The 26426-nt window shown below is 60.7% G+C and carries 21 protein-coding genes and 2 tRNA genes; 12 read left to right on the forward strand and 11 right to left on the reverse strand.

Going from position 1 to position 26426, the window contains the following annotated elements; translation table 11 throughout:
• Positions 1-100 precede the first annotated feature (100 nt).
• The 5 genes from clpP to AWB64_RS20210 all read left to right on the forward strand — a co-directional run bounded on the left by clpP (position 101) and on the right by AWB64_RS20210 (position 5626).
• The gene (gene clpP, locus AWB64_RS20190) at positions 101-754 is read left to right on the forward strand and encodes an ATP-dependent Clp endopeptidase proteolytic subunit ClpP (protein ID WP_056353750.1); all 654 of its coding nucleotides are present in this window, start codon (positions 101-103) and stop codon (positions 752-754) included.
• A 258-nt stretch (positions 755-1012) separates the two neighbouring features.
• The gene (gene clpX / locus AWB64_RS20195; protein ID WP_060857195.1) at positions 1013-2284 is read left to right on the forward strand and encodes an ATP-dependent Clp protease ATP-binding subunit ClpX; all 1272 of its coding nucleotides are present in this window, start codon (positions 1013-1015) and stop codon (positions 2282-2284) included.
• A gap of 207 nt (positions 2285-2491) precedes the next feature.
• Positions 2492-4915 (forward strand): endopeptidase La, encoded by a 2424-nt coding sequence (lon, locus tag AWB64_RS20200; protein WP_060857256.1) that lies wholly within the window; start codon positions 2492-2494, stop codon positions 4913-4915.
• A gap of 271 nt (positions 4916-5186) precedes the next feature.
• The gene (locus tag AWB64_RS20205; RefSeq protein WP_060857196.1) at positions 5187-5459 is read left to right on the forward strand and encodes an HU family DNA-binding protein; all 273 of its coding nucleotides are present in this window, start codon (positions 5187-5189) and stop codon (positions 5457-5459) included.
• A 91-nt stretch (positions 5460-5550) separates the two neighbouring features.
• Positions 5551-5626 (forward strand) — tRNA-Val (locus AWB64_RS20210).
• A 96-nt stretch (positions 5627-5722) separates the two neighbouring features.
• Here the strand turns inward: AWB64_RS20210 and AWB64_RS20215 are convergent.
• The 3 genes from AWB64_RS20215 to AWB64_RS20225 all read right to left on the reverse strand — a co-directional run bounded on the left by AWB64_RS20215 (position 5723) and on the right by AWB64_RS20225 (position 8958).
• A complete protein-coding gene (locus tag AWB64_RS20215; protein ID WP_082850562.1) occupies positions 5723-7147 on the reverse strand; it encodes a sigma-54 dependent transcriptional regulator in 1425 nt (474 codons plus the stop codon).
• Between the two features lie 599 nt (positions 7148-7746).
• On the reverse strand, positions 7747-8505 hold the full coding sequence (locus AWB64_RS20220; RefSeq protein ID WP_157766663.1) for a hypothetical protein: 759 nt from the start codon (positions 8503-8505) through the stop codon (positions 7747-7749).
• 204 nt (positions 8506-8709) lie between these two features.
• Positions 8710-8958 carry a hypothetical protein gene (locus AWB64_RS20225; protein WP_157766664.1) on the reverse strand — a complete coding sequence of 83 codons (249 nt, stop codon included), beginning with the start codon at positions 8956-8958 and terminating at the stop codon, positions 8710-8712.
• Positions 8959-9069: 111 nt separating this feature from the next.
• Here AWB64_RS20225 and AWB64_RS20230 point away from each other — a divergent pair, with 111 nt between their 5' ends.
• Positions 9070-9549 carry a RidA family protein gene (locus AWB64_RS20230; protein WP_060857199.1) on the forward strand — a complete coding sequence of 160 codons (480 nt, stop codon included), beginning with the start codon at positions 9070-9072 and terminating at the stop codon, positions 9547-9549.
• Here AWB64_RS20230 and AWB64_RS20235 read toward each other — a convergent pair.
• The gene (locus AWB64_RS20235) at positions 9546-10334 is read right to left on the reverse strand and encodes a helix-turn-helix transcriptional regulator (RefSeq protein ID WP_060857200.1); all 789 of its coding nucleotides are present in this window, start codon (positions 10332-10334) and stop codon (positions 9546-9548) included. The two genes, AWB64_RS20230 and AWB64_RS20235, sit on opposite strands and share 4 nt — an antisense overlap.
• Before the next feature lie 283 nt (positions 10335-10617).
• On the opposite strand from AWB64_RS20235, the gene AWB64_RS20240 reads away from it, so the two are divergent.
• Positions 10618-10694, forward strand: a tRNA-Asp gene (locus AWB64_RS20240).
• A 168-nt stretch (positions 10695-10862) separates the two neighbouring features.
• A complete protein-coding gene (locus AWB64_RS20245) occupies positions 10863-11963 on the forward strand; it encodes a LacI family DNA-binding transcriptional regulator (protein WP_060857201.1) in 1101 nt (366 codons plus the stop codon).
• A 23-nt stretch (positions 11964-11986) separates the two neighbouring features.
• Here the strand turns inward: AWB64_RS20245 and AWB64_RS20250 are convergent, their stop codons facing one another.
• Both AWB64_RS20250 and AWB64_RS20255 read right to left on the reverse strand, forming a co-directional pair.
• Entirely contained in the window at positions 11987-13780 is a 1794-nt protein-coding gene (locus tag AWB64_RS20250; RefSeq protein WP_060857202.1) for an IlvD/Edd family dehydratase, read from the reverse strand.
• 50 nt (positions 13781-13830) lie between these two features.
• Positions 13831-14778 (reverse strand): 2-hydroxyacid dehydrogenase, encoded by a 948-nt coding sequence (locus AWB64_RS20255; protein ID WP_060857203.1) that lies wholly within the window; start codon positions 14776-14778, stop codon positions 13831-13833.
• Positions 14779-14876: 98 nt separating this feature from the next.
• Between AWB64_RS20255 and AWB64_RS20260 the strand changes: the two genes are divergently transcribed.
• From AWB64_RS20260 to AWB64_RS20270, 3 genes are all read left to right on the forward strand, one after another.
• Positions 14877-15746, forward strand: coding sequence for an NAD(P)-dependent oxidoreductase (locus AWB64_RS20260; RefSeq protein WP_060857204.1), 870 nt, complete (start codon positions 14877-14879; stop codon positions 15744-15746).
• A 102-nt stretch (positions 15747-15848) separates the two neighbouring features.
• The gene (locus tag AWB64_RS20265; protein ID WP_060857205.1) at positions 15849-17225 is read left to right on the forward strand and encodes an MFS transporter; all 1377 of its coding nucleotides are present in this window, start codon (positions 15849-15851) and stop codon (positions 17223-17225) included.
• Positions 17226-17548: 323 nt separating this feature from the next.
• A complete protein-coding gene (locus AWB64_RS20270; RefSeq protein ID WP_060857206.1) occupies positions 17549-19483 on the forward strand; it encodes a SurA N-terminal domain-containing protein in 1935 nt (644 codons plus the stop codon).
• A 78-nt stretch (positions 19484-19561) separates the two neighbouring features.
• Here the strand turns inward: AWB64_RS20270 and AWB64_RS20275 are convergent, their stop codons facing one another.
• Positions 19562-19903 (reverse strand): hypothetical protein, encoded by a 342-nt coding sequence (locus AWB64_RS20275; RefSeq protein WP_060857207.1) that lies wholly within the window; start codon positions 19901-19903, stop codon positions 19562-19564.
• 163 nt (positions 19904-20066) lie between these two features.
• Positions 20067-20783, reverse strand: coding sequence for an arylesterase (locus tag AWB64_RS20280; protein WP_060857258.1), 717 nt, complete (start codon positions 20781-20783; stop codon positions 20067-20069).
• Between AWB64_RS20280 and AWB64_RS20285 the strand changes: the two genes are divergently transcribed.
• Positions 20758-21459 carry an ABC transporter ATP-binding protein gene (locus tag AWB64_RS20285; protein ID WP_060857257.1) on the forward strand — a complete coding sequence of 234 codons (702 nt, stop codon included), beginning with the start codon at positions 20758-20760 and terminating at the stop codon, positions 21457-21459. The two genes, AWB64_RS20280 and AWB64_RS20285, sit on opposite strands and share 26 nt — an antisense overlap.
• Positions 21460-21499: 40 nt before the next feature.
• Here AWB64_RS20285 and pgi read toward each other — a convergent pair whose 3' ends face one another.
• The 3 genes from pgi to AWB64_RS20300 all read right to left on the reverse strand — a co-directional run bounded on the left by pgi (position 21500) and on the right by AWB64_RS20300 (position 26256).
• Positions 21500-23125 (reverse strand): glucose-6-phosphate isomerase, encoded by a 1626-nt coding sequence (gene pgi, locus AWB64_RS20290; protein ID WP_060857208.1) that lies wholly within the window; start codon positions 23123-23125, stop codon positions 21500-21502.
• A gap of 160 nt (positions 23126-23285) precedes the next feature.
• Positions 23286-24848 (reverse strand): NAD(P)H-hydrate dehydratase, encoded by a 1563-nt coding sequence (locus tag AWB64_RS20295; protein WP_060857209.1) that lies wholly within the window; start codon positions 24846-24848, stop codon positions 23286-23288.
• Positions 24849-24951: 103 nt separating this feature from the next.
• On the reverse strand, positions 24952-26256 hold the full coding sequence (locus tag AWB64_RS20300) for an FAD-dependent oxidoreductase (protein WP_060857210.1): 1305 nt from the start codon (positions 26254-26256) through the stop codon (positions 24952-24954).
• Positions 26257-26426 lie beyond the last annotated feature (170 nt).

Genomic DNA, 26426 nt, shown 5'->3' on the forward strand with positions numbered 1-26426 from the left:
TTCGGCGCCGGCTTTGCAAGTCATTGCAAGTTACCGTGTTTGACCCTATCTAAGGATGTTGCTTGTCGCTCAGTATCCCTATTCCGAACAAGGAAATTGCATGACCTATCGCGCTCAATTGCTGGACTCGCTCGCATCGAACGCGCCGCATGATTTCGAAACCAAGGCGCTGGGTCTGGTGCCGATGGTTGTTGAAACGAGTGGCCGCGGTGAACGTGCTTATGACATCTATTCGCGCTTGCTGAAAGAGCGCGTCGTGTTCCTGGTCGGCGAAGTGAACGACCAGACGGCAAACCTCGTTGTCGCGCAGTTGCTGTTTCTCGAAAGCGAGAACCCGGACAAGGACATCAGCCTTTACATCAACAGCCCGGGCGGCTCGGTTTCCGCCGGCATGGCGATCTACGACACCATGCAATTTGTGAAACCGGACGTCGCCACGCTGTGCATGGGTCTTGCAGCAAGCATGGGTGCGTTCCTGCTGGCCGCCGGCGCCAAGGGCAAGCGCGTGGCGCTGCCCAATGCACGCGTGATGATTCACCAGCCGCTTGGCGGCGCGCGCGGGCAGGCATCGGATATCGAGATTCAGGCGCGGGAAATCCTGTACCTGAAGGAGCGTTTGAATCAGCTGCTGTCGCACCATACCGGTCAGCCGGTCGAGCGTCTCGCCCGCGACACGGATCGCGACAATTTCATGTCCGGCGACGACGCGCAGGCTTATGGTCTTGTGGACCAGGTTCTTCACAAGCGTCCTTGAGTGGTTAAGCGCCGGACCCGGGAATAACCGGTCCGGCCGAGTGTTTCATTAAGAAGGCGTTGTGGAACAAGGCTGTGCAGCGGCCCGGTTCCCAGCGGGCACGCAGCAAGGAAGCCCGGCACACCATGCTGGAGCCGACGCGCGAAAATGGCGTTAAAGCACACGCCACACACGCTTTCACCTACTGCACATGCCGTTTCTGCGTAGGTGAATTGAGCGGCGTATTATGTAATCGAGTGTCCGGAGGCTCACACATCCATGGCGGACAAAAAGGGTTCAAGCAGCGAAAAGCTGTTGTATTGCTCGTTCTGCGGTAAAAGCCAGCACGAGGTCAAGAAGCTGATTGCCGGTCCTTCCGTATTCATCTGCGATGAATGCATCGACTTGTGCAACGAAATCATTCGCGACGAGGCAGCGGGCGCGGCGGAAGAGGCCGGCCTGACAAAATCGGATTTGCCGAGTCCGCAGGAAATCAGCGAGATCCTGAACCAGTATGTGATTGGTCAGGACCGCGCGAAGCGCATTCTTGCCGTGGCGGTTTATAACCACTACAAGCGCCTCAAGCATCTCGAGAAGAAGGACGATATCGAGTTGTCGAAGAGCAACATCTTGCTCATCGGACCCACGGGTTCGGGCAAGACCTTGCTCGCGCAAACGCTCGCACGCATGCTGAACGTTCCGTTCGTCATTGCAGACGCAACCACGCTCACCGAAGCGGGTTATGTTGGTGAAGACGTCGAGAACATTATTCAGAAGCTGCTGCAAAACTGTAACTACGAAGTCGACAAGGCCCAACGCGGCATTGTCTATATCGACGAAATCGACAAGATCAGCCGCAAGTCGGATAACCCGTCCATCACGCGCGACGTGTCGGGCGAGGGCGTCCAGCAGGCGCTGTTGAAGCTGGTCGAAGGCACGATGGCTTCAGTGCCGCCGCAAGGCGGGCGCAAGCACCCGAACCAGGATTTCATCCAGGTCGACACCACCAATATCCTGTTCATCTGCGGCGGCGCGTTTGACGGCCTGGAAAAGGTCATCATCGACCGGACGGAAAAGACCGGGATTGGCTTTGGCGCGAGCGTCAAGAGCAAGGTTGACCGTGACGCAGGTGAAGTGCTGCGCGAAGTGGAACCGGAAGATCTGATCAAGTTCGGTTTGATTCCCGAACTGATTGGCCGTTTGCCAGTGGTCGCCACGCTTGGCAAGCTGGATGAAGAAGCGCTGATCAAGATTCTGATCGAGCCAAAGAATGCGCTGGTGAAGCAGTATCACAAGCTGTTCAACATGGAACGGGTGGATCTTGAGATTCGCCCGGCCGCGTTGCAGGCGATTGCCCAGAAGGCGATCCGGCGCAAGACGGGTGCGCGTGGCTTGCGCTCCATTCTGGAACAGGCGTTGCTGGATGTGATGTACGAGTTGCCGACCATGAAGGGCGTCAGCAAAGTTATCGTGGACGACAACACCATTGACGGCGACGGCAAGCCGCTGTTGATTTACGAAGATACACCGAAGGTAGCAGGTTCTAACTGAAGTTGGGCTGTGTGTCGGCGAAAAGCCGTTCATGGCAACGTGAACGGCTTTTCGTTTATTTTTTTCGGATATCTTGTGGATGTTACTGACACGTTACTGAGGCGAATTTTTTCGATTCACTGATCTTTTCCCACACGCTTAAGGCTTGCAATCCATTTTGACGGCCTTATTTACGACTGAACTGATTCCACTACTGGGGAAATGAAAATGTCAGGAACCCAACTCCTCCCGCAGGAACGCATTACTCTCCCGCTGCTCCCGCTGCGCGACGTAGTCGTTTTCCCGCATATGGTCATTCCGCTTTTTGTCGGACGACCCAAATCGATCAAGGCCCTCGAAGCTGCGATGGAAGGTGGCAAGCACATCATGCTTGTTGCCCAGAAAACCGCCGCGAAAGACGAGCCGACCGAAAAAGACATGTACGAAGTGGGATGCGTTGCAAACATCCTGCAAATGCTGAAGCTTCCAGACGGTACCGTTAAGGTGCTTGTGGAAGGCTTGCAGCGCGCCAGAACGCTCACGATCGAAGAACAGGAAACGCAGTTTTCCTGCGACGTGATGCCGCTCGAACCCGACCACGCCGACAGCGCCGAAACCGAAGCACTGCGCCGCGCGATCGTGTCGCAGTTCGATCAGTACGTGAAGCTCAACAAGAAGATTCCTCCCGAGATCCTGACGTCGCTGTCGGGTATCGACGAAGCGGGTCGTCTGGCCGATACCATCGCGGCGCACTTGCCGTTGAAGCTCGACCAGAAGCAGCACATTCTCGAAATGCTTCCGGTGGTCGAGCGCCTTGAACATCTGCTTGCGCAGCTCGAAGCCGAGATCGATATCCTGCAGGTTGAAAAGCGTATCCGTGGACGCGTGAAGCGTCAGATGGAGAAGAGCCAGCGCGAGTACTACCTGAACGAACAGGTCAAGGCGATCCAGAAGGAATTGGGCGAAGGCGAGGAAGGCGCGGATCTCGAGGAGCTCGAGAAGCGCATCACCAACGCGCGCATGCCGAAGGAAGCCAAGAAGAAGGCGGATGCGGAGCTGAAGAAGCTCAAGCTGATGTCGCCGATGTCGGCCGAAGCGACTGTGGTGCGCAACTACATCGACACGCTTATTGGTCTGCCGTGGCGCAAGAAGAGCAAGGTCAACAACGACCTCTCGAATGCGGAACGCGTACTCGACGAAGATCACTTTGGCCTGGAGAAGGTCAAGGAACGGATCCTCGAGTATCTTGCGGTCCAGCAACGTGTAGAGAAGGTCAAGGCGCCTATCCTGTGTCTCGTCGGGCCTCCGGGCGTCGGCAAGACCTCGCTGGGCCAGTCGATCGCTCGTGCAACGAATCGCAAGTTCGTGCGCATGGCGCTTGGCGGCGTACACGACGAGTCCGAGATTCGCGGTCACCGTCGCACGTATATTGGGTCGATGCCCGGCAAGATCCTGCAGAGCCTCGCGAAAGTCGGCGTGCGCAATCCGCTTTTCCTGCTCGATGAAGTCGACAAGATGGGCATGGATTTCCGCGGCGACCCGGCTTCCGCTTTGCTTGAAGTGCTCGATCCGGAACAGAACCATACGTTCGCCGATCACTACATTGAAGTGGACTTCGACTTGTCGGACGTGATGTTCGTGGCGACCTCGAACTCGCTGAACATTCCGCCGCCATTGCTCGACCGGATGGAAGTGATTCGCCTCTCGGGTTACACCGAAGACGAGAAGGTCAACATTGCGCAGAAGTACCTGTTGCCGAAGCAAACGCGCAATAACGGCCTGAAGCAGGGCGAGATGGATCTGACGGAAGAAGCGATCCGCGACATCATTCGTTACTACACGCGTGAAGCCGGCGTTCGGTCGCTCGAACGCGAAATGTCGAAGATCTGCCGCAAGGTCGTGAAGATGCTTCTGCTGAAGAAGGCAGAAGGTGCGGTCAAGGTCGACGGCAGCAATCTGGACACGTTCCTCGGCGTGCGCAAGACCGACTTCGGTCTGGCCGCGAAGGAAAACCAGGTGGGCCAGGTAACGGGTCTCGCGTGGACGGAAGTGGGCGGCGATTTGCTGACCATCGAAGCCGCAGTGATGCCGGGTAAGGGCAATATCATCCGCACGGGTTCGCTTGGCGACGTGATGAAGGAATCGGTCGAGGCTGCACGCTCGGTGGTGCGTTCACGGTCGCGTCGTCTGGGTGTATCGGACGAAGCGTTCGAGAAGAAGGATATACATATTCACGTGCCCGAAGGCGCGACGCCGAAGGACGGTCCGTCCGCGGGTATCGCGATGACAACGGCGCTGGTGTCGGTGCTGACGGGTATTCCGGTTCGCGCGGATGTTGCGATGACCGGTGAAATCACGCTGCGTGGCGAAGTGTTGCCTATCGGCGGATTGAAGGAGAAGCTGCTGGCAGCGCATCGCGGTGGCATCAAGCTCGTGCTGATCCCGGAAGAAAACACGAAGGATCTGGCCGAGATTCCGGATAACGTGAAGAACGCGATCGAAATCGTTCCGGTTCGCTGGATCGACAAGGTGCTCGAGCTTGCGCTCGAACGTGTTCCCGCTGCTTTGCCGGATGAAGAAGCGAAGCCCGCAACGCCTGCCGTCGCTGAAAAGAAGGACACGCCCGCTGCAGGCGACTTCGTGAAGCATTGATCGGCGTCGATGTTTGGCCGAAAGTTTGACCGAAGCGCGGATTGAACTGTCGCGCGGATGTCGAGAAAGTCTGAAACCCGCGGGGTGTTCCCCGCGGGTTTTTTATTGCACGCCCGACGCGAGCGAATGGTGCGTGGAATCAGGCTCAATCCCGGTTGACACACGTGTTTCGGCTACTTCTAATGACCGCCGCATAGTTGGCTTAAGGCCTGTGCTCAAGGCAGTTCGCTCCTTGCATTGCCCAACCACAAACCATTATCGGGGGATCACAATGAACAAGACGGAATTGATCGACCATATCGCGCAGCAGGCGGATATATCAAAAGCAGCGGCGGGACGAGCGCTGGAAGCCGTGATCGGCGGCGTGAAGACGACGCTGGAAAAAGGCGGTTCGGTCACGCTGGTTGGGTTTGGAACATTCGCGGTCGGCAAGCGCACGGCGCGCACGGGCCGCAATCCTCGCACGGGCGACGCCATCAAGATCAAGGCCGCAAAAGTCCCTAAATTTCGCCCTGGCAAAGCGCTGAAAGATGCGCTAAACTAGCGGACTCGCTGGGTACGGAACGGTTTGGGTAATTGTAACCAAGTTTCCAATCCAGTAGAAACGCACAAGTTGTTGCGGAATTTGCAAGGCGGGGTGCTTAGCTCAGTTGGTAGAGCGGCGCCCTTACAAGGCGTAGGTCGGGAGTTCGAGCCTCTCAGCACCCACCACCGTTTTGCAGACTCGGCGTTATGAACGTGCTCTGGAAACCCACACGGCTTTTGGCTCTGTGGGTTTTTTGTTGTCCCGTGATTTCTCCGCGGTTTTCAGCATGCGGTACGACGGCCGCTCTCGGCGAGATCAAAAAACCGTGAGTTCGGGAGCAGGTCCGGTTCGACATCATCGGTATCGACGGATGGCGTCCTGAGCCCATGCGCGGTCAATAGCCTGTACAGCGTCACGCGCGATATCTCCAGTTCTCGCGCGGTATCGTTGAGCCTTCCACGATGCCGAAGCAAGGCGAGTTCGATCGCATGGCGTTCCGCCGCGTGGCGGGCCTGCGCGAGCGAGACTGGCGCGACTTCCACATAGTCGGCGAGTTCAAGGTCGCGGGCGGTGATCTGCCGCCCCTCGGACATCACGATTGCGCGCCGCACGCGGTTGATCAGCTCGCGCACATTACCGGGCCAGCCGTAGTGATAGATTGCGGCGGTCGCATCGGGCGAAAAACCGCGCAGGCGCCGCGTCCCATCTTTTCGGTATCGATCGAGCATATGCTTGGCGAGTAGCTCGATGTCCGTACCTCGCGCACGCAACGGCGGTTCATCGATTTGCAGCACGCACAGCCGATGATACAAATCAGCGCGAAAACGGCCTTCCATCATTGCGCGTTCCATATCGACGTGAGTTGCCGAAATGATGCGTACGTCGACCGCCGTGGATGCGTGGCCGCCAAGGCGCTCTATCTTGCGTTCCTGCAGGAAACGCAGCAGGCTCGCCTGGCTTTCGAGCGGCAAATCGCCGATTTCATCGAGGAACAGCGTGCCGCCGTCAGCCGCCTCGACACGCCCGATCTTTCGCTGGTTCGCGCCGGTGAACGCGCCGCGCTCGTAGCCGAACAACTCGGATTGAAGCAGATGCGGCGGAACGGCACCGCAATTGATCGCAACGAACGGCTGGTCGCGCCGCGCCGAGCGCTCGTGAATGGCGACGGCAGTCAGCTCCTTGCCGGTGCCCGATTCGCCGGAGATGAATACGGCGGCGTCGGTCATGGCGACTTTGCGGATTGAGCGGTACAGCGTGCGCATCGGTTCGCACGATCCGATCATCTGGCCTTCGGCATCCTCGCCGAGCGGATCGTTCGAAGCTGTGTCGTGCAATGACGCCATGCCATACGCGTGTCCGACGACGTCGATGATGCGCTGGTTCGGAACGGGCAGGGTGATGTAGTCGAAGCAGTAGTCGCGGATCAGCCGGCGCACGGCTTCGTCGTTGGTTTGTCCCGGCGTGACGGTGGCGACCCAGCCTGCCGCGGTTTTATCAAGCAGTTCTTCAATGGCAGAGAAATCCCGAGGCAATTCGCAGGTCGACAGATCGAGCAGTCCGCCCAGCACCGCCTGATTTCCCGGTGCATGCTTGCGTGTGTGGGGAGGAAGCACGATGACCTCCCAGTTGCGTCCCTCGAAATTAGACGTGAGCGACATCGACGCATCTCGACACACGTAGATCAGTTTGCGCGGTGTCGAATCCATACATGCCTCGGCTAATGCTGCGTTTGGACGGGTCCGGCCGCACTAGTAAAGGGCCCGGCCACGGAATCAATTTCTAGATTATGCCGAGCAAAAACGAGACAGCGCACGCGCGTTTGAAGCCTCATGAAACATTTCAATCGGGGCGGCGTGGGCTATCGTCTTAGGTTAAGAAAAGCTTGCGCAGCATGGCCATACATCTCGGTAGTTAGTTCGTGAAGGAGTAACTGTTTGGCGCAATTGTGCGAGTGTTGGGTGCGGATGTGGCGGACATTAAATGCCTGCCTTATCTGGTGTGAAATCCCCGCGAGACCGATAGCTGCAAGCACGAACGAGCTTCGAGCAAGCGAAATCGAGACGAATTCAAGTTAACTGAAGACTGGCGCAAAGCGCCTAATTAGGGGCGGGACGATGGCGCATTATGCTGATGCGAATAAGCAACGGATTTGCGCTGGAACATCCGGCTAATTTGGCTGTAATCCGTATGTGCTATGGGACGCGAAAAAATGAGCCTTTAGATATCGCATGGCGACTGAAACGCACTGCCAAACGTTTGCGAGTTCTTAAACGAGCAAGTTCAAGGCGGCGGTTTTCTCAGCGCATTAAGGCTTGGAGTAGATGTCGTTGAGATTGGCAAACGACTGAGTATCGCGCCGGAACATGAGTCGTTCAGGGCGTCGGCGCGCAACAATCCGCGTGTCGGTGCGCCTTATCGCCGTGGGAGTCACTCCCGGCGACGGCGCGACGATCGCAGGGCCTCCAGGCACGCCAGTCTGCGCCACGGCACGCAGCAGCATGTCTCGCGCTTCGGAATCCGACACGTCGCTCGCCAGAGCGTCGCCGGCGGCTCGCAGCACACATGGGTTATCGCCGGCTTTTTCGCATGCGCGTGCAAGTCCTATGGCGGCGTCCAGCGCGAGTTCGCGCTGAATCAATTCGTTCGTGATCTGACGTACGTCGTCTCGCTTGCTTTCGCTGGCCGGCAACATCGCAAGGCGTGTGCGGGCGTCGCCGAGTGCACCGCGCACCATTGAGAGCCGGGCCGCGTTGATGGTGCCCGCGATATCGAGCGATGCGTTCTTTGCGTAGAGAGGCGCATCGATCCGCGCGTCGGGCGCCAGCCGCGGAATGCTGTTCTGCGCAATCGGCTCGGTACCCGGCTCCGAACCCTCGTGCTCTGTTGCTGAGCCGAAAGCCAGATACACCCCGCCGGCCAGCAGTGCAACGAGGGCAACGCCAATCACCGTGTTTCTGAGCTTTCGGTCGGGTTTTCTTTCGACGGCGAGCGCTTCAGCGCGTTCGTAGGGTTCTGCTTCTTCGAGACTCGGGCACGCCGAATCCGGCGAAGTTCGCGAGTGCATCAGACTCTCCCGGAGCGTTCGCTTGCTGGCCGTATCCATGATGGCTTTGCCAGCCCCGCTCATTTCGGGCATGCACGGTTCACCTGCTGCGTCGCCAGCGGCGATCGTGTGGCAACGGCTGCAGGCAGCATGAGGCGAAGAGAGCACATTACCGCACGTAAGGCAGTAATCGGTCGGATCTGTATTGGGCACGGTCAGGTCGCATCAAAAGGCAAAAGCAAAATCGCTCGAAAGAGATATTAACGGTTCGGAGCGGCGAGGGTGTTCGCCACAAGCATGATCGATGCCGACCTGCAGGTAGACGCGCACACCTTTTCCCATGCTGGCGCTGGCCGAAATGCCACCGGCCGAGCCAAGCGCATGACTGTAGAAAATAACCCGGTTTTGCAATTTCGGCAGGAACAGAAGCGCGGCGAACCATTGAAGCATCGGGGAAAAAACGGCTTCAGGCAACTTAACGTTCGGACACACACACACGTGGGTAAAATCAACAAAATGTTGACGTTAATAATATATTGTTGAATTATCGGATTTCATGCTTTGTTCACTTGCCACCAGGAAGACATGACCATTCACCGAAGACTGAAAGAACTGGATCTGGATTTGCCCCCGGCCCCGAAGCCTGCGGCATCGTATGTGACCGTGGTCGAGGCGTCGCACCTGATCTTTGTTTCCGGGCAGGGCCCGCTGGTTGGGGCTGACCCCGTGTGTACGGGACGCATCGGCGAAACGCTTACGCTGGAAGACGGATATCGCGCAGCACGCTTGTCCGCCATGAACGCGCTGGCGGCGCTGGATGCCGAGATCGGTCTTGATCGCGTGATGCGGATCGTGAAGCTGACCGGATGGGTCAGCAGCGCTCCCGATTTCTATTTCCAGCATCGCGTGGTGGATGGCGCGTCCGACCTGCTGATCGCGCTCTTCGGAGAAAACGGCTTGCACACCCGATGCGCGCTGGGCGTGCATGTACTGCCATTTAACATACCGGTCGAAATCGAGCTGGTGGCGGCACTGAAACCCGAGACCGCGGGCGAGGAAAGCTAGGCTGGCTTCTTCGCTGATTTTTTTGTAGCAGTTTGCTTGGACGCGGCCGCGCGCAGATCGCTGCCTCGCGGCTGACCCAGTTCTTCAAGATAGTTGTAGATCGTAAAACGAGTGACCGATAGCGCTTCTGCAACTCGCTCGACCGCGCCCTTGATCATGAAGACACCGCGCTTCGTGAGTTCGGACACGACCTTCAGCTTCTGACTTTTGTCCATGAGCGCAACCGGCACGCCTGCACGCTGGATCGCGTCGCTCACAATCTCTTCAATGAGTTCGTCGATAGTCTGACGATGATCCGCCTCTTTCACCTGCGGTTCGCTCGGCCGCGAGAGCATGCGTCCCAAGCTCGCATGCAGGACCTGATAGTCGGTGAGATCGGTGTTCGCACACACCGAAGCGACCGGCACGCCTTTCTTGTTGCGCAGCAGGACCGTCATGGAGAGCAGTTCGCGGCCATCCTTGGTGCGAGACTTGTAGCGTCCCACGGAAGTCGTGACGCCTTTCGATGGCGGCCGTGGATCTAGCAGCAGATCAAAGCCTTTGTCGTCCACAGGCGCTGCGATGATCGGGTCGCCGACCTGCCGTCCGGTCACGTGACCGTTGACGATTGCGAAAGTGGAATGCGCCGGATTGCGCATGTCGTGGAGAATCAATTCGGTGTTCGCGCTGATGACCGAACTCAGGCCGTCGAGCACGGACGCCAGGATTTCCAGGAGCTTCTGATCTTCGTCGGTTGTCGTGATTGTCTTCTCCGACAGCGTCAGGTCAGTCAGTTTCTGTTTCAAGGAATCGCTCTCGCTAAGCTGGGTTTTCAGGGCGGCTCTGCGCCACTTTCTGTCAGTTTGAGTTTATCGGATTTGAGTTGGCGCACATCGACGCTCGCCATCCGCACGAGGCGCAAACGCTTCCTGTCATACCGATGAAAAATTTTTCGCATCGCCGGAATTTCGTTATATACTTCGTCCCCCGATTGATTGAAACGGTTGCAGGACAAGGCTGACAGAGGTGTTGTCCACGCTTTAACACTGACGCGTTCCGGTTCGAATCATTGCGGCAAGCAGCACAAATGGAGTGGTAGTTCAGTTGGTTAGAATACCGGCCTGTCACGCCGGGGGTCGCGGGTTCGAGTCCCGTCCGCTCCGCCAGCATCCCGTTTCAAGCAGTATCGAAGTTCCAGTGTCGAAGCAAAATTTCAGAGCCCGCCTGCAGTTCACAGCGGGCTTTTTGCTTTTCGGCACATCCGTTTATCGGGTGGGTTAACCACGAACGGTCATCCAGTATCATTAACAGACTCAGTCAATGATTCCAGCACGATGCCCGACGACCACAAGCTTCCGACTTCCGCACCGCCCCGGATGGCCGACGTAGCGCGCGTTGCCGGAGTCTCCAAGATGACCGTATCGCGTGTACTGGCCGGCAGGCCGGTAGGCGCCGCCACGCGCGAGCGCGTGCTGAGCGTGGTCAATGAATTAGGGTATGTGGCGGATGCGGCGGCGGGTGCGTTGTCGTCGGGGCGTTCCTCGTTTGTGGCCGTGCTCGTGCCGTCGCTGTCGAGTTCGAATTTCTCCGATACCGTGCGCGGCATCAACGACGTGATCGAACCGGCGGGCATGCAATTGCTGCTCGCGAACACGGACTACGAGTTGCCGCGCGAGGAAGAACTCGTGCGGGCGATGTTGCGCTATCAGCCGCGCTGCATCGTGCTCACGGGTAGTCACCACACCGCCGAAACACATTCGTTGCTGGCCCGCGCGCGCATTCCCGTTGTTGAAACGTGGGACATGCCGGCCAATCCTATCGATCGGGTGGTGGGATTCTCGAATGTGGAGGCGTCGGCCGCGATGGTGCGCCATCTCCACGAGCGCGGTTATAAACGCATTGCGTTCGTAAGCAGCGCGTCGAAGCTGGACCGGCGCGGTATCGATCGTCGTCGCGGATATCTGAAAGCGGTGAGGGCGGCAGGGTGCGAGCCGCGCGACATCACCAAAAGCGCGTGGACCACGACCATGGCGCACGGCGTTGCCATGGCGCATGGCGCGGCCGCGTTAAAGCAGTTGCTGGAACGCTGGCCCGATACCGACGCGGTCATGTGCGCGAGCGATATCCACGCGTTCGGCGCGGTCATGGCGTGCCATCGGCTCGGGTTGTCGGTTCCGGGCGATATCGCCATTGCCGGGTTCGGCGACTTCGAAGTCTCGCGCCATTGCTATCCGACGATCACAACCGTTTCCGTCGATGCCTATGGTATTGGACGTGCGACCGGCGAGTCCTTGCTCGCGGCGCTCGACGAAACCGATGCCGGTGAGAAGCAGGACAAGACGCGCGGCGCGAAGGCGGCGCCGGCAGCGAGGCGCGAGCCATTGCCGCCGATCATCGAAATTCACTACGAAGTCGTGCCGCGCGAGAGTACATAGGAGCCCACGCGGCACGAACATGCTCAATGGTTATGCCGCGACTCCCCGCGCGTTTCGACAATGTTGAGATACAGGGTCGCCGGTTCCAGGCACGCGCCGCTGCCGTGCTGCCCGACCATGCTTCGGTAGATCTCTTCCCAAGGCGTCATGTGCTTGAGCACCGGCAGCTTCCACGCCGCGCGACGTTGCGCGAGTTCCGCCTCGGGAATCATCAGGTCGACCTTGCGCGTCTTCAGGTCGATGCGAATCCTGTCGCCCGATACCAGCAGCGCAAGGCCGCCGCCGACAGCCGCTTCCGGCGACACATTCAGAATGGAAGGACTCGCCGACGTCCCGCTTTGACGGCCATCGCCAAGCGTGGGCAATGTATCGATACCGCGCTTGAGCAATGCCGCCGGCGGCTGCATGTTCACCACTTCGGCGCCGCCCGGAAAACCGACCGGGCCGCAATTGCGGATGACGAGAATCGAGCGTTCGTCGACACCTGTTTCCGGGTCCTCGATACGCGCGTGATAATCCTCCGGGCCTTCGAACACGACGACCTTGCCCTCGAACACATCGGGATGATCGGGGTCCGCGAGAAAGCGCTTGCGGAAGGCTTCGTCGATCACGCTGACCTTCATCACGGCGCTGTCGAAGAGGTTGCCCGAGAGCACCACGTACCCCGCCGATTCCTTCAACGGGTTGGCATACGCGCGGATCACCTCGCGATCGGGCGCGGGCACCGGGGACAGATCTTCGGCCAGGGTCTTGCCTGTCACCGTACGCACGTCCGCGTTCAACTTGCCTGCATCAAGCAGTTCCTTCATCACGGCCGGCACGCCGCCTGCCCGATGAAACGCTTCGCCCAGAAAACGTCCCGCGGGCTGGCAATCCACCAGCAGGGGCACGTCAGGCCCAAGCCGTTGCCAGTCGTCTAGCGTATGGTCGATGCCCATGTGCCGCGCGATCGCGATCATGTGGATCGGGCAATTCGATGAAGCGCCCAGCGCCGCGGCCGCCACGACCGCGTTCTCGAATGCGCCCTTCGTCATGATGTCCGAAGGCCGCAGGTTCTCGCCGACCATCTCCACAATGCGCTTGCCCGTTGCATACGCGATCCATCCGCGTTCGCGATGCGGCCCTGGAATCGCAGCGCATCCCGGCAGCGACATGCCGAGCGCTTCGGCGAGCGAGTTCATGGAAAGCGCGGTGCCCATGGTGTTGCAATGTCCAACCGATGGCGCCGACGATGCCACCCTGTCCATGAATCCCGGGTAATCGATCTCACCCGCCGAGAGCTGTTTGCGCGCGTCCCAGATTACGGTGCCGGAGCCGGCCAGCTTGCCTTGATACCAGCCGTCGAGCATGGGACCGCCGGACAGGACGATTGAAGGAATGTTGACCGTGGCCGCGGCCATCAGACAGGCGGGCGTGGTTTTGTCGCAGCCGGTGGTGAGCACGACGCCGTCGATGGGATAGCCGTGCAGGATTTCCACGAGCCCTAGATAGGCGAGATTGCGATCGAGCGCGGCGGTCGGGCGCTTGCCGGTTTCCTGGATCGGATGCACGGGGAACTCGAGCGGAATGCCGCCTGCGTCGCGGATGCCGTCGCGCACTCGCTTGGCGAGTTCCAGATGATGCCGGTTGCAGGGCGCGAGGTCCGAGCCCGTCTGCGCGATACCAATGATCGGCTTGCCCGACTGCAATTCTTCGCGCGTGATGCCGTAGTTCATGTAGCGCTCGAGATACAGCGCGGTCATGCCGGGGTCGGAGGGGTCATCGAACCAGCGGCGGCTGCGAAGCGGGTTTTGCGGGGTGTTCGATTGATTCGACATGCTTATATATCCGTCTCTTTGTATGGGGGATTCAGCGATTCGCTCGCGGTTCAGCGCGCCAGAAATTCGGTCACGAGAGGCGCACCGCTAAAAAACGCCTCGAGATTCTCGCGCACCAGTTGCGCCATCGCGCCGCGCGTTTCAACGGTCGCGCTGGACCGATGCGGTTGCAGCACCACGTTGCCCAGCGTGAAGAAGCGCGGATCGATTGAAGGCTCGTTCCAGAATACATCCAGCGCCGCGCCGCGAATACCATTCGTGCTCAGATATTCGAGCAACACCGGTTCATCGACAATGCTGCCGCGCGCAATGTTCACCAGGATGCCGCCGGGACCGAGCGCGTCGAACACATCGCGGCTTACCGACGCCTGGCTCTGCCGGTCCGCCGCCGCGCAGATCACGAGAAAGTCCGACTCGAGCGCAAGACTCACGGCGCTGTCGTAATACGTGTAGTCGACATCGCTGAAACGAATGCGATCGTGATACGCAATCGACATGTCGAACGCGGCGGCACGCCTGGCGAGCGCCCGTCCCACGCGACCAAGCCCAAGAATGCCGAGGCGTTTGCCGAACATGCGCGTGGCAAGCGGTATTGCGGCTTTGCCCCATTGGCCGTCGCGCACGACGCGATCGTTCGCCGGAATCTGACGCGCAATGGACAACATCAGGCCCATGCCCATGTCGGCGACATCGCCTGTCAGCACATCGGGCGTATTGGTGACACGAATGCCGCGCCGCGCCGCGTGCGCGAGATCGATTGCATCGACACCCACGCCGTACGACACGATGATCTCAAGCGCCGGCAACGCGTCGATCAACTCGGCGCTCGCACCGGCTTCGCCATTGGTCGCGAGCGCACGAATACGTGGTCCGACCTCGGCGAGCAATGCGTCGCGATCCGGGGAATCCGACAGGACATGCAGCGTGTAATGGCGCTCCAGTTCCGTCATGTCCCGCTCGGGATACCGGACGACTACCAGTAAATCCGCCTTGTGCATGCTATCTCCTCATGTTAGATTCGTTTAATAGTTACCGGTAACCATACCTCACGAAGAAACGCGTGTCCAGCGGATGATGACTTCAAGGCGGGGAGACGATGGCGAATGCGATGGAACGGGCGGAAACGCTTGCATTTCTAGGAACTGGCTTGATGGGCGAGCGGCAAGCGCGCGTGCTGCTCAGGGCGGGTTACCGGTTGACTGCATGGAACCGTACCCGCGACAAGGCCGAGCGGTTAAGCGCGGACGGCGCGCGTGTTGCGGACTCGCCCGCGCAAGCCGTTCGCAGTGCCGACATTGTGATTACGATGCTTGCAAACGGCGAGACCGTGCATGACGTCCTGTTCGAACAAGGTGTGTGCGAGGCGCTGAGCGGGAGTGCGGTTGTCATCGACATGAGTTCCATCCGCCCGGATGAAGCCATCGCTCACGCGCGCCTGCTTGCGCAGCGCGGCATTGACCATATCGATGCGCCCGTGTCGGGCGGCACGAGCGGCGCCGAAAAGGCCGCGCTCGCAATCATGTGCGGTGGCGAAGCGGAAGCGTTCGAACGTGTATCGGCGGTGCTGCGCTGCATGGGGCGTCCCGTCCTGATGGGCGCGCACGGCACGGGACAACTCGCCAAGCTCGCCAACCAGATGATCGTGGGAACCACTATAGGCGTGGTGGCCGAGGCCTTGTCGCTGGTCGCGAAGGGCGGCGCGAATCCCGCGATGCTGATTGAAGCGCTTGCCGGCGGATATGCCGACAGCACCATCCTGCGGATTCACGGCCGCCGCATGGTGGACAAAAATTTCGAGGTCAGCGGACGGTCTAGCACGCAACTCAAGGACTTGCACAACGCGTTGCGCGCGGCGCAGGAAGCGGGAGCCGCGATGCCTTATACCGAACTCAGCGCACAGCGTTTCACTTCTCTCTTGCAGCAGCACGGCGATATTGACCATAGCGGTGTCGTGCTGACTTTCTGATAGCGCGTCAACAAACACGCAGCCACGCCGGGCGATACATAAATAAAGAAATAGCCGGATTTCCACGAACCGGCATACCGATGATTTGCAAAGGAGACGCAAATGGATGTGCAGCAACCCGCAATACCTTCGTCGGGACCCGTCGCCGATGCCGTAAAAAAACCACTGGTTTCCGCGCAGCAACTGAGGCGGGCCATTCTCACGGGCGCGGTCGGAAGCGCGCTGGAATACTACGACTTCGCGATCTTCGGGCTTGCGTCGGCGCTGGTCTTCAGTCACATCTTCTTTCCGGCGCTCGGTGCAAAAGCGGGACTGCTGGCAAGTTTCGGCACGTACGGCGCGGGCTTTCTCGCGCGGCCGTTCGGCGGGCTGTTCTTTGGTTCGATCGGCGACAGGAAGGGGCGCAAGTTCGTTCTGCTCGTGACTATCGCGATCATGGGAACGTCGACCACGCTGATCGGGCTTTTGCCAAGCGGCACGGTCGGCGCGGTATCGCTGGTGCTGCTGCGGCTCGTGCAAGGATTTGGCGCGGGCGCGGAACAGGCCGGCGCATCCACGCTCATGGCGGAAGTCGCGCCCGTGAAGCAGCGCGGTTTCTTCGCGGCGCTGCCGTTCGTCGGCATCTTCGCGGGCCTCGGGCTCGCCACGGCCACGTTCAGCGCGATGCAGCATGTGCTGGGCGAGCAGGCCATTCTTGCCTGGGCATGGCGCATTCCGTTTTTATCGAGCGTGCTGCTGATCGGCGTCGCGATCTGGATCCGGTTGCGCTTGCGTGAAAGCCCGGCGTTCATCAGCCTCGAAGGCGCGCACGCCGTCATCAAGTCGCCGATGAAAACCGTCATCACGCACGCGCGCCGTCCCGTACTGGCCGCGACCTTGATGCGCTTCGCCGAACAGGGCGGATCGACGATCTACACCACGGTGGTCATCGCGTTCCTGGGTGGAACGGTCGCGGCGAAGCTGGGCGTAAAACCCTCAGAGCTGAGTTCGATCGGCACAACGGGCGCATTGATTGCCAGCATGGCAAGCGTCATCACCACGCCGATGTTCGGCGCGTTGTCCGACCGCATCGGCCGCATTGCCGTGTACCGTGGCGGCGCCATTTTCATGCTGCTCTGGTCCGTGCCGTCGTGGTACATGGTGAGCACGGGAAAGCCGCTATGGGTCGATGTGGCCATGTTCGGCGGCCTCGCGCTCGGGGCGAACAGCATGCTCGGCGCGCAGTGCGCGCATTTTTCCGAGCTCTTTGGCAACCGCTACCGGTATTCCGGCGTGGCGCTCGCGCGCGAACTGGGCGCGGTGCTCTCCGGCGGCCTCGCGCCTTTGCTCGGGATCTACCTGATCGGGCTGTCCGATGGCGCGTTCTGGGTCATGGGCGCGTACATGGCGGTGCTGTCGGCGATCACGCTGGCGGGCGTGGCGCTCTCGACCGAAACCCGGCAGCGCGACCTGACCTTGCTCGACGACGCCGTGCGCTGATTTTGGCCCGCAAAACGGCCGCAATCCACTGTTGCAGATCCCGGTTTTATCGGGTCGTTTATCGCGGCCGGAGAACGGGCGGCAAGGGCGCGGATGTTATACTTCGCGCGCTTTACAGAGTGCCCGTTCGTCGACCGAGCGTACTTTCAAGCTGCACCGTGGTTCGTTGAATCGCGCAATGCCTTGACTGATAAGGCTCACCGGCAGGAGTGCGTACCCCGTCCACACCGGCCGAATTCACGAGAAAGGCGAACTCCGGTTCGCCTTTTTTATTGCCCGCTGCTGTAACATCGGGCGTTTCGTATTAGGCAGAATCGTCACGCATGCTCGACTTTTTCCGTAACCACCAACGCCTGATGATGGCCCTGCTGATCCTGATCGTCGTGCCGGGATTGGGCATTGTCGGGGTCCAGGGTTTCAGCAGTTTCTTCGACGAAAACGCGAACGTCGCCAGCGTCAACGGCCACAAGATCACGCGTGTGGAATATGACGGCGCGATGCGTCAGCAGGTCGATCGCGCGCGCCAGATGCTCGGCGCGCAATTCGACCCGAAGATGTTCGAAACGCCGCAAATGCGCGCGTCGCTGATCGACAGCCTGGTTCAACAGCGCGTTCTCGCCGATGAAACCCAGCGCCTGCACCTGACCGCGTCCGACCAGGCTGTGCGCCGCGCGCTGATGGCCGATCCGACCATCGCGTCGTTGAGAAAGCCCGATGGTTCCATCGACCTGGACCAGTACAAGCAACTGCTCGCCATGCAGGGCATGACGCCCGAGCAGTACGACGAGCGCGTGCGGTATGGTCTTGCCACCGATCAGTTGCCGTCGAGCATCCAGTCCACGGCGTTCACGTCGAAGACGCTCGCGCAGCACCTGACCGAGATTGCCGAACAGCGTCGCGACGTGCAGGGCCTCGCGTTCCGTACCGCGGACTACACCGCGAAGATCCAGCCGACCGACGCGCAGCTAAAGTCCTATTACGACGCGCACAACGCCGAGTTCACCACGCCGGAGTCGGCCAGCATCCAGTACGTGGTGATGTCGCCGGCTACGCTGTCGGGCGCGATCAAACCCACGGACGCCGATCTCAAGAAGTACTACGACGACAACCTCGCGCGTTTCAAGACGCAGGCCGAAGTGCGCGCAAGCCACATCCTGATCACCGCGCCGAAAGACGCGAGCGCGGCCGACAAGGCCAAGGCAAAGGCCCAGGCCGAAGCGCTGCTCGCGCAAGTGAAGGCGCATCCGGACCAGTTCGCGCAGATTGCGCAGAAGGAATCGCAGGACCCGGGTTCGGCGTCGAAGGGCGGGGATCTGGGGTATTTCACGCACGGCATGATCGCGGGCGGCCAGGCATTCGATGACGCCGCTTTCGGTCTGAAGAAGGGTGAAATCAGCGGCGTGGTGCAGACGGACTTCGGTTATCACATCATCCAGGCAACCGATGTAAAGCCGTCGTCCACGCAGTCTTTCGACGAAGTGAAGGACCAGATCACGCGTGACGTCACCGCGGCGCAAGCAGCGAAAAACCTGGCCGATGAGGCCGAGGGCTTTACGTCGATCGTCTACGAAAAATCGAAGACGCTGCAACCCGCCGCCGATAAATACAAGCTGCAGATCCAGACCGCGACGGTCGGTCCGAAGCCCGATCCGAAGCTGCCGGCCGATAGCCCGCTGAACAATCCGAAGGTCCTGAACGCCATTTTCGCCTCGGACGCCGTGAAGGAACGCAACAACACTCAGGCTATCGATATTGGCAACAGCACGCTGATCGCGGCTCGTGTGACGGACTACAAGCCGGCGGCGGTTCCCGCACTTGACGCGATCAAGGACGCGGTGCGCACGAAGGTTATCGCCGTGCAAGCCGCTGAAATGGCGCGCAAGGACGGCGCGGCGAAGCTTGCCGAAGTGCAGAAGTCGAACGGGACAACGGGCTTCTCGTCGGTCGCGACGGTTTCGCGCAACGACGCGCAAGGCGTGCCGCCCCTGGCGCTCGCCGCGATCTTCAAGGCGGATTCATCGAAGTTGCCAACGTATGTGGGTGTCGATCTTGGTGCCGACGGTTATGCGATTTATCGCGTGAACGGTATCGAGAAGCCGGAGCCGGTTGCCGCAGACCGTTTGACGGGTGCCCAGCAACAGGTCGCGCAGGTGTATGCGCAGGCCGAGATGGAGTCGTATCTCGACGCCTTGAAGGCGCGTTCGAAAGTGAAGGTCAATGTACCAACCACGAATGCAACGGCGGATCAGGCGCAATAAGCCGAACCTTCACTACACGCAAAAAAAGCCCCGCTGGATAAAACCAGCGGGGCTTTTGCTTCTTGCATCCCGGACGTCTTACAGGCAGCCCTGGATGTCGCCAGTTGCATCGCTTCCGGCCGCACCTGCCGAACGGAAGCCGACCCACGAACCCGGACCCGAGTAGTTCGGACGCACGACGGCTGCCGCGCCGTTCGGCGGTTGCTGACCCGGAACGTAGACATCGGCTGCCATGTCGTTCGCGAGCGTGTCCTGAGACACCACTTGCTGCTGTGATTTATCGGCCCATTTCTGCGCGATACATTGTGCGACGGCCTTCGGCGGTTGTTGGCTCGTGCCGACCTGGCTGACGCCAACGGGCGGCTGAGCGGCGCAAGCCGAGATCGCGACGGTTAAAGCGAGAATTGGTAAATATTTCACGTTACCTCCTTTCAATGCGCTCACAAGCGGAGCCGGGGTTTTTCAGGGTTACGCGAAAACGTTGATGCTCGATCGTGGCCTTTCTTCGCGCATGGTTGAAAGCCGGCCGGGCAACGCACTGACGGGATTTAAACGCGACTCTCCTCGAACGGCTCAATCCTCATCATTTCGATGGCGTGCCCAGCAATGGTCTCAAAACTGGCCAGACGTTGTTCAATAGCAAAGGCTGGGCCTGAGGGGTCGGATGAATTTGATCGGCCTGGAACATTTCGGGCTTGTTCTCTATGCCAGCCAGTAGAAAAGGGACCAGTGGCACCTGCTTTTCCTTCGACAACTTTTCGTACACGCCATGGAATTTCTGCGAGTAGTCCGGGCCATAGTTAGGTGGGACATACATGCCGATGAGTAAAACCTTCGCGCTCGCCGCCTGTGACTTCTCGATGATCGTGCGCAGGTTGGCTTCGGTCGTAGCGAGCGGCACGCCGCGCAACGCGTCGTTGGCGCCCAGTTCCACGATCACCAGTTTCGGCTTGATGCGATTGAGCGCGGCAGGCAAACGGGCGAGGCCGCCGCTGGTGGTGTCGCCGCTGATGCTCGAGTTGGCGACGCTATAATCGAAGCGCTCCTGCGTGAGCTTCTTGCGAAGCAGGGCGACCCATCCTGTATCGCGCGGCAGGCCGTATTCCGCCGAAATGCTGTCGCCGAGCACCACGATCGACGGTGCGCCCGGCGAGGCGCGCATGGCGGTATCGGCTACGGGCGCGGCTGCGTGCGCCGGCAACGCGATCACGCATGCGATCATTGCCATCCGCGCCAGCGTGGCGCGTGGTGTCCAGTTCACCTTAAGTCTCTCCATGCCAAACAATATCGAACCAGTCATTGAAGTACGGGGTTTAAGCAAACGGGTGAAGGACGCGACGGGTGAACTGATCATCCTCGATCAGATCGACCTGTCGATCGAAAAAGGCAGCAGCGTCGCCATAGTCGGTGCATCGGGCTCGGGCAAGTCCACCTTGCTCGGGCTGCTCGCCGGTTTGGACAGCGCCAGCAGCGGCTCGGTTCGCCTGCTTGGACATGATCTCGGCACCTTGAACGAAGACGAGCGCGCGGCGTTGCGCAGTGGCTCGGTGGGATTCGTGTTCCAGTCGTTCCAGTTGATGCCGCATCTGACCGCGCTGGAAAACGTGATGTTGCCGCTCGAATTGCGTGGCGGCGTGCCGCACAAGGAGATCACCACGCGCGCGCGTGACCTGCTCGAACAGGTGGGTCTGGGTCAGCGCACCGCGCATTATCCGAAGCTCCTGTCGGGCGGCGAACAACAGCGCGTGGCGCTGGCGCGGGCGTTCGTCACGCATCCGGCCATCCTCTTCGCGGATGAACCCACGGGCAGCCTGGATGCCGCAACGGGCTACGCGATCATCGACTTGATGTTCGAGATGAACCGTCGCAACGGTGCAACGCTGATCCTCGTCACGCACGACACCGAGCTTGCCGAGCGCTGCGACGCGACGGTGACCATCGAGGCCGGGCGAATCGTGAATGGCCTGAGCGTGTGAGAGCGAGGGGCGTCGCGGGTGAACGGGACGCCCCATGCGGCTACAGGCTCTTCAACGCGGCCTGCGCCCGCGCAATCAACGCCGATGTCGACGAGTCGTGCTTCGAAGGATCGGCCTTCGAACTGGTGATATCGGCTTCAACCACCTTGCCGAGGATCTTGCCCAGCTCCACGCCCCACTGATCGAACGAGTTGATGTCCCACACCGCGCCCTGTACCAGTACCTTGTGCTCGTACAGCGCGATGACAGCACCCAGCGTTTCCGGCGTGAGCGCATCGAGAATGATCGTGGTGGTCGGCCGATTCCCCGGAAAGCTCAGATGCGTCGCGAGTTCTTCCTTGCCTGGTCCGGCAACCTTTTTCGCTTCTTCAAGCGTGCGTCCGAGCATCAGCGCTTCGCTTTGCGCGAAGCAGTTTGCGAGCAGCTTGGCGTGATGATCGATAAGCGGATGCTCCGGTTTCAGCACCGCGATGAAGTCGATGGGAACCAGCGTCGGGCCCTGATGCAACATCTGATAGAACGCATGCTGACCGTTTGTGCCCGGCTCGCCCCAGATCACGGCCGCGGTCGGATAATCGACCATGGTTCCGTCGAGCCGTGCGGACTTGCCGTTGCTTTCCATCTCGAGTTGCTGCAAATACGACGAGAGATAGCGCATGGCCTGCGAGTATGGCGCGACCATCACGCTTTGCGACTCGAAGAAATCGCGATACCAGATGCCGATCATGCCCATCAGCACCGGCAGATTGCGTTCGAACGGCGCGGTGCGGAAATGCTCGTCCATTGCATGCGCGCCAGCCAGCAGTTTCTCGAAGTTTTCCGGTCCGACCGAGATCACGATCGACAATCCCACGGTCGACCATAGCGAATAACGGCCGCCGACCCAGTCCCACATTTCGAAGACGTTTTCCTTCGCAATGCCGAACTTGACCACTTCCTCCGGATTCGCCGATACACCCACGAAGTGCTTCGACAACGCGTCTTCCGGGCAGCCGCTTTTGACGAACCAGTCGCGCATGGACCGCGCGTTGGTCATGGTTTCGAGCGTGGTGAACGTCTTCGACACGACAATGGCCAGCGTCTCTTCGGCGTTGATGTCCTTGAGCACGTTGTAGATATCGGCGCCATCGACATTGGAGACAAAATGCGTCTGGATCTGCGGCAGCGCGAGATGCTGCAATGCATGCACGACCATCTTCGGGCCGAGGTCCGAACCGCCAATGCCGATGTTCACCACATGGCGAATGCGCTTGCCGGTGTAGCCCGTCCACGAGCCGTCGCGAACCTTGTTTGCGAAAGCGGCCATCTTGGCTTTCTCGGCGCGGATTTCCTTCTGGAAAGGCGAGTTCTCGTCGGTGGAACGCAGCGCCGTATGCAACACCGCGCGATGTTCGGTTACGTTGACAATATCGCCCGCGAACACCGCGTCGCGCTTCTCGGCAACCTTGGCTTGTTGCGCCAGTTCGACCAGCAGCTTGAGCGTGGCTTCGGTAACGCGGTTCTTGGAGAAATCGACGGAGATGCCGCCGCCGTCGAAGGTCAGGCGCTCGGCGCGCGACGGCTTGGTGTCGTTTTGCGGCGCGAACCAGTCGCGCAGGCGCTCGTCACGGATGGCATCGTAATGCGCCTGGAGCGCCGGCCAGGCAGGAAGCGAATTGAGCGTCATAGCGGTCCGTTTGTCAGAGAGTGGCGGAAAGTGCTGATCATCACGCGCGGCCGGACACGGTTCACATCGACCGGATCACGCGAAGCAACAAGTATAGCCACGATGCATGAACGTATGCTTGCTTGAAGATGAAGGCGCGCCTCGCATGTGCCGTGTTTAGTCAGGCCGGGTAGAACAGCCGGTTAAGGAGCGCGCGCACCTTGGGTGCGAGTTCTCCCGCGGTCAAGCCGGCGGGCCCTTCGCCTTCGCCCGTCAGCGTCTCGGCGGCCAGGCCATGCAGATAAACCCCGGCAAGCGCAGCCTCATACGCGGGCAGCCGTTGTGCGAGAAATGCGCCAATCAAGCCGCCCAGCACGTCGCCGGTGCCGCCGGTCGCCAGCGCCGCGTTGCCGGTGGGATTCACCGATATACGGCCATCCGGCGACGCCACGATCGTGCCCGTTCCCTTCAGCACGGCGACAGCCGCGAAGCGCGCGGCCAACTGGCGCGCCGCCGCGATCCGGTCCGCCTGGACTTTCTTCACATCCGACCCAAGCAGCCGCGCAGCTTCGAGCGGATGCGGCGTCAGCACGCAAGGATCGCCCTGCGCGCCGCGTCCGGCGACCTTGCCCGCAAGTTTTTCATCCGATGAAATCAGGTTCAGCGCGTCGGCATCGAAAAGCTTGGGGACATCGAGCGCGAGAATATCGGCCAGCACTTTTTTTGCACGGTCGGTTTGGCCCATGCCGCAACCGACCGCGAGCGCGTCCATCTTGTCGAGCGAAAACTGGTCGACCTGATGCAGCATCAGTTCAGGATGCGGCGGATCGTAAGGCGGCGAGTCCGTCCCGATGAACGCCACGTTGACCTTGCCCGCGCCGCCGTAGAGCGCCATGCGCGCGGCGAGGATCGGCGCGCCGCACATGCCGGTGTCTCCGCCAATGACAGCCAGCGTGCCGAAGGTGCCCTTGTTGGTCGCGTAATCGCGCGGTGGCAGATGCGGGCCGAAGAGCGACGGCGCGTTCAGCACAACGGCAGGTTGTGCTGAACGCGCGACGCCCAGATCGGCAATATAAAGCTTGCCCGACAAGTCTCGCCCGTCGCCAGTGAAATGCCCCGGCTTGCCGCCAATGAACGTGATCGTGTGAGTCGCACGCACGGCCTGCGCGCGGCCGTCGTTGCCGCGGCTGACGGGCTCGCCGGTATCGCTGGAGAGGCCGCTGGCAATGTCCAGCGCGAGGACGTTGGCAGCCGATCTGGAGCGCTTCGACAACCGCGCCGCAAGCTCCGCGAAAACGCCTTCGAGCGGTCGGCCGAGACCGATGCCGAACATGCCGTCGACAAGCCAGCCGAAGTTATCGAACGAATCGGGTGCGTCCGTGGTGATCCTGACGCCCGCTTGCCGCGCTTCGTTGAGCGCCCAGCGGGCATCGTCGGGTTTCACTTCCACGGGCATGCACACTTCCACATCGATTCCCGCCTGGCGCAGGCGAGCCGCCATCACGAGGGCATCGCCGCCATTGTTCCCGGGACCGGCCACGATCCAGACGGGCTGCTGCGAGCCGGTATCGATAATGAATTGCGCCGCGGCAGCCCCCGCGCGCGCCATCAGTGTATTTGGCGCGAGGGCGGCCGCCGCGCGATGCTCCAGCGTACGGAGTTCGTCGAGCGTCAGCAGCGCGATCGCGTGATCGCGCGGTTCGGTGTAAAGCGGAGATGGGGAATTGAAAGCGGAGTCGGTCATGGCGGCGGCATGGAAAAAGTGCTTGAACCCGCCGCAATTATTGCGCCCAAATGAGCGATGACGTCCATGTTTCCACGGCGGCCGCCAAAACCGCGACGCGAACCTAAAACCGGTCGATCCTCAGCGCCCTCAGCGTCCGTTCGGGCACGTCAGGTTCAGTGTGCGATATGAGCGCCGCAATCACCTTGGCGGCGCCACAGGCAATACCCCATCCCGCCGGCCCATGCGCCGTGTTGACGAACAATCGCGCATGCGACGTGGCGCTTACGACAGGCAGTCCATCTGGCGACATGAGGCGCACCCCGGACCAGGCCCGCGCCGCCGATACCTTCGCCGCACCCGGAATCCAGTCGTGCGTTGCCTGCCCGAGCAGCGCGAGGGCACGATGCGTCAGGCTTTCGCTCATGGGCTTGCTGGCTTTGGCGGCGCTTTGCAACACCGCGCCGCCGGTCACGCGCATGCGCTGATTGATCCGTGTCATCGCAATGCGTTTCACCGAATCGACAATGGTCAGGTGCGGCGCACGTTCTTCATAGGCAATCGGTGCAGTCAGCGTATGCAGGCTAAGCGGATGCAACGGCAGCGAAATCCCCAGCGTGGCCAGCAATGCTGGCGTGCCGGTGCCCGCAGCCACCACGACAGCATCGGCCGCGATCAGTTCGACCTCGCGAGACCTGCCGCCTTTGCCATCCACCGCGCCGTTGAGCGGCGCCAGTTCCACGGCGGCGCGCTGGGCGTCGGCGCGAATCGCGGTCACTTCGCGGCCCAGCCGGAACTGGACGCCGTCGTCTTCCAGCACTTGCTTGAGCAGCTTGGTGAACAACGGACAGTTGGCCGTGCGCGCGTCGGGTAGCAGCACGCCGCCGGCGAGCGGCGGATCGTCCGGTATGGACGGTTCCGCCGCAATGCATTCCTGCGCGCTGAGAATCCGGTGCGGCGTTTCGAAACTCTGCAGCAACTTGATTGCCGAATCCGCCAGTTCCAGGTCGCGCTCGTGCCGGAACACGTGCAGCACGCCGGTGCGCTGTTCGAAGTCGAGCGGGAACTCCGCTTCGATTTCCGCGATGACATCGCGTGAAATGTCGACGAGCGGCCGCAACGCGCCGTACTGGGTCGCGAACCGGTGAGGATCGTGAAATTGCGCGAGCTTCTTTGCAAAGTCGCGGGTTTCGGAATTGAAGCCGGGCTTGAACACAATGCCGGTTTTCGCGGCGCGGCGGGTCTGCATGAAGGTCGGTCCGAACCACACGTCGAGCGGCGAGGGCAGGACAGCGCCGCCGTGACCATAGGTGGCGCCCTGCGCGACCGTGGCGTGGCGCTCGACCACGCAGACCCGGTGCCCTGCTGCACGCAACTGATACGCGGTGGCGATACCGCCAATTCCGCCGCCGATGACGATGACATCCATGATTCGTTTTCGCCCGGAGGCGCAAGACCTTGACTGGTTCACAAGCCGGCGGCCGCATGAGCGCGGGCGTCCGGACCGCTTGGCCCGGCATGTCGCTCGGACTGCCGGGGATGCCGGGATTCTCGTGAGAGAGGCGAGCCGGCGCATCGATACACAAGAGAGCGGTGCGC

The organism is Caballeronia sordidicola (assembly GCF_001544455.2).
GTDB lineage: Bacteria > Pseudomonadota > Gammaproteobacteria > Burkholderiales > Burkholderiaceae > Caballeronia > Caballeronia sordidicola.

What these genes read in the sequence shown, in the direction of transcription:
- clpP (WP_056353750.1), top strand. Translation starts at nt 101, where the DNA reads ATGACCTATCGCGCTCAATTGCTGGACTCGCTCGCATCGAACGCGCCG.
- clpX (WP_060857195.1), top strand. Translation starts at nt 1,013, where the DNA reads ATGGCGGACAAAAAGGGTTCAAGCAGCGAAAAGCTGTTGTATTGCTCG.
- lon (WP_060857256.1), top strand. Translation starts at nt 2,492, where the DNA reads ATGTCAGGAACCCAACTCCTCCCGCAGGAACGCATTACTCTCCCGCTG.
- AWB64_RS20205 (WP_060857196.1), top strand. Translation starts at nt 5,187, where the DNA reads ATGAACAAGACGGAATTGATCGACCATATCGCGCAGCAGGCGGATATA.
- AWB64_RS20215 (WP_082850562.1), bottom strand. Translation starts at nt 7,147, where the DNA reads ATGGATTCGACACCGCGCAAACTGATCTACGTGTGTCGAGATGCGTCG.
- AWB64_RS20220 (WP_157766663.1), bottom strand. Translation starts at nt 8,505, where the DNA reads ATGCACTCGCGAACTTCGCCGGATTCGGCGTGCCCGAGTCTCGAAGAA.
- AWB64_RS20230 (WP_060857199.1), top strand. Translation starts at nt 9,070, where the DNA reads ATGACCATTCACCGAAGACTGAAAGAACTGGATCTGGATTTGCCCCCG.
- AWB64_RS20245 (WP_060857201.1), top strand. Translation starts at nt 10,863, where the DNA reads ATGCCCGACGACCACAAGCTTCCGACTTCCGCACCGCCCCGGATGGCC.
- AWB64_RS20250 (WP_060857202.1), bottom strand. Translation starts at nt 13,780, where the DNA reads ATGTCGAATCAATCGAACACCCCGCAAAACCCGCTTCGCAGCCGCCGC.
- AWB64_RS20255 (WP_060857203.1), bottom strand. Translation starts at nt 14,778, where the DNA reads ATGCACAAGGCGGATTTACTGGTAGTCGTCCGGTATCCCGAGCGGGAC.
- AWB64_RS20260 (WP_060857204.1), top strand. Translation starts at nt 14,877, where the DNA reads ATGGCGAATGCGATGGAACGGGCGGAAACGCTTGCATTTCTAGGAACT.
- AWB64_RS20265 (WP_060857205.1), top strand. Translation starts at nt 15,849, where the DNA reads ATGGATGTGCAGCAACCCGCAATACCTTCGTCGGGACCCGTCGCCGAT.
- AWB64_RS20270 (WP_060857206.1), top strand. Translation starts at nt 17,549, where the DNA reads ATGCTCGACTTTTTCCGTAACCACCAACGCCTGATGATGGCCCTGCTG.
- AWB64_RS20285 (WP_060857257.1), top strand. Translation starts at nt 20,758, where the DNA reads ATGCCAAACAATATCGAACCAGTCATTGAAGTACGGGGTTTAAGCAAA.
- AWB64_RS20280 (WP_060857258.1), bottom strand. Translation starts at nt 20,783, where the DNA reads ATGACTGGTTCGATATTGTTTGGCATGGAGAGACTTAAGGTGAACTGG.
- pgi (WP_060857208.1), bottom strand. Translation starts at nt 23,125, where the DNA reads ATGACGCTCAATTCGCTTCCTGCCTGGCCGGCGCTCCAGGCGCATTAC.
- AWB64_RS20295 (WP_060857209.1), bottom strand. Translation starts at nt 24,848, where the DNA reads ATGACCGACTCCGCTTTCAATTCCCCATCTCCGCTTTACACCGAACCG.
- AWB64_RS20300 (WP_060857210.1), bottom strand. Translation starts at nt 26,256, where the DNA reads ATGGATGTCATCGTCATCGGCGGCGGAATTGGCGGTATCGCCACCGCG.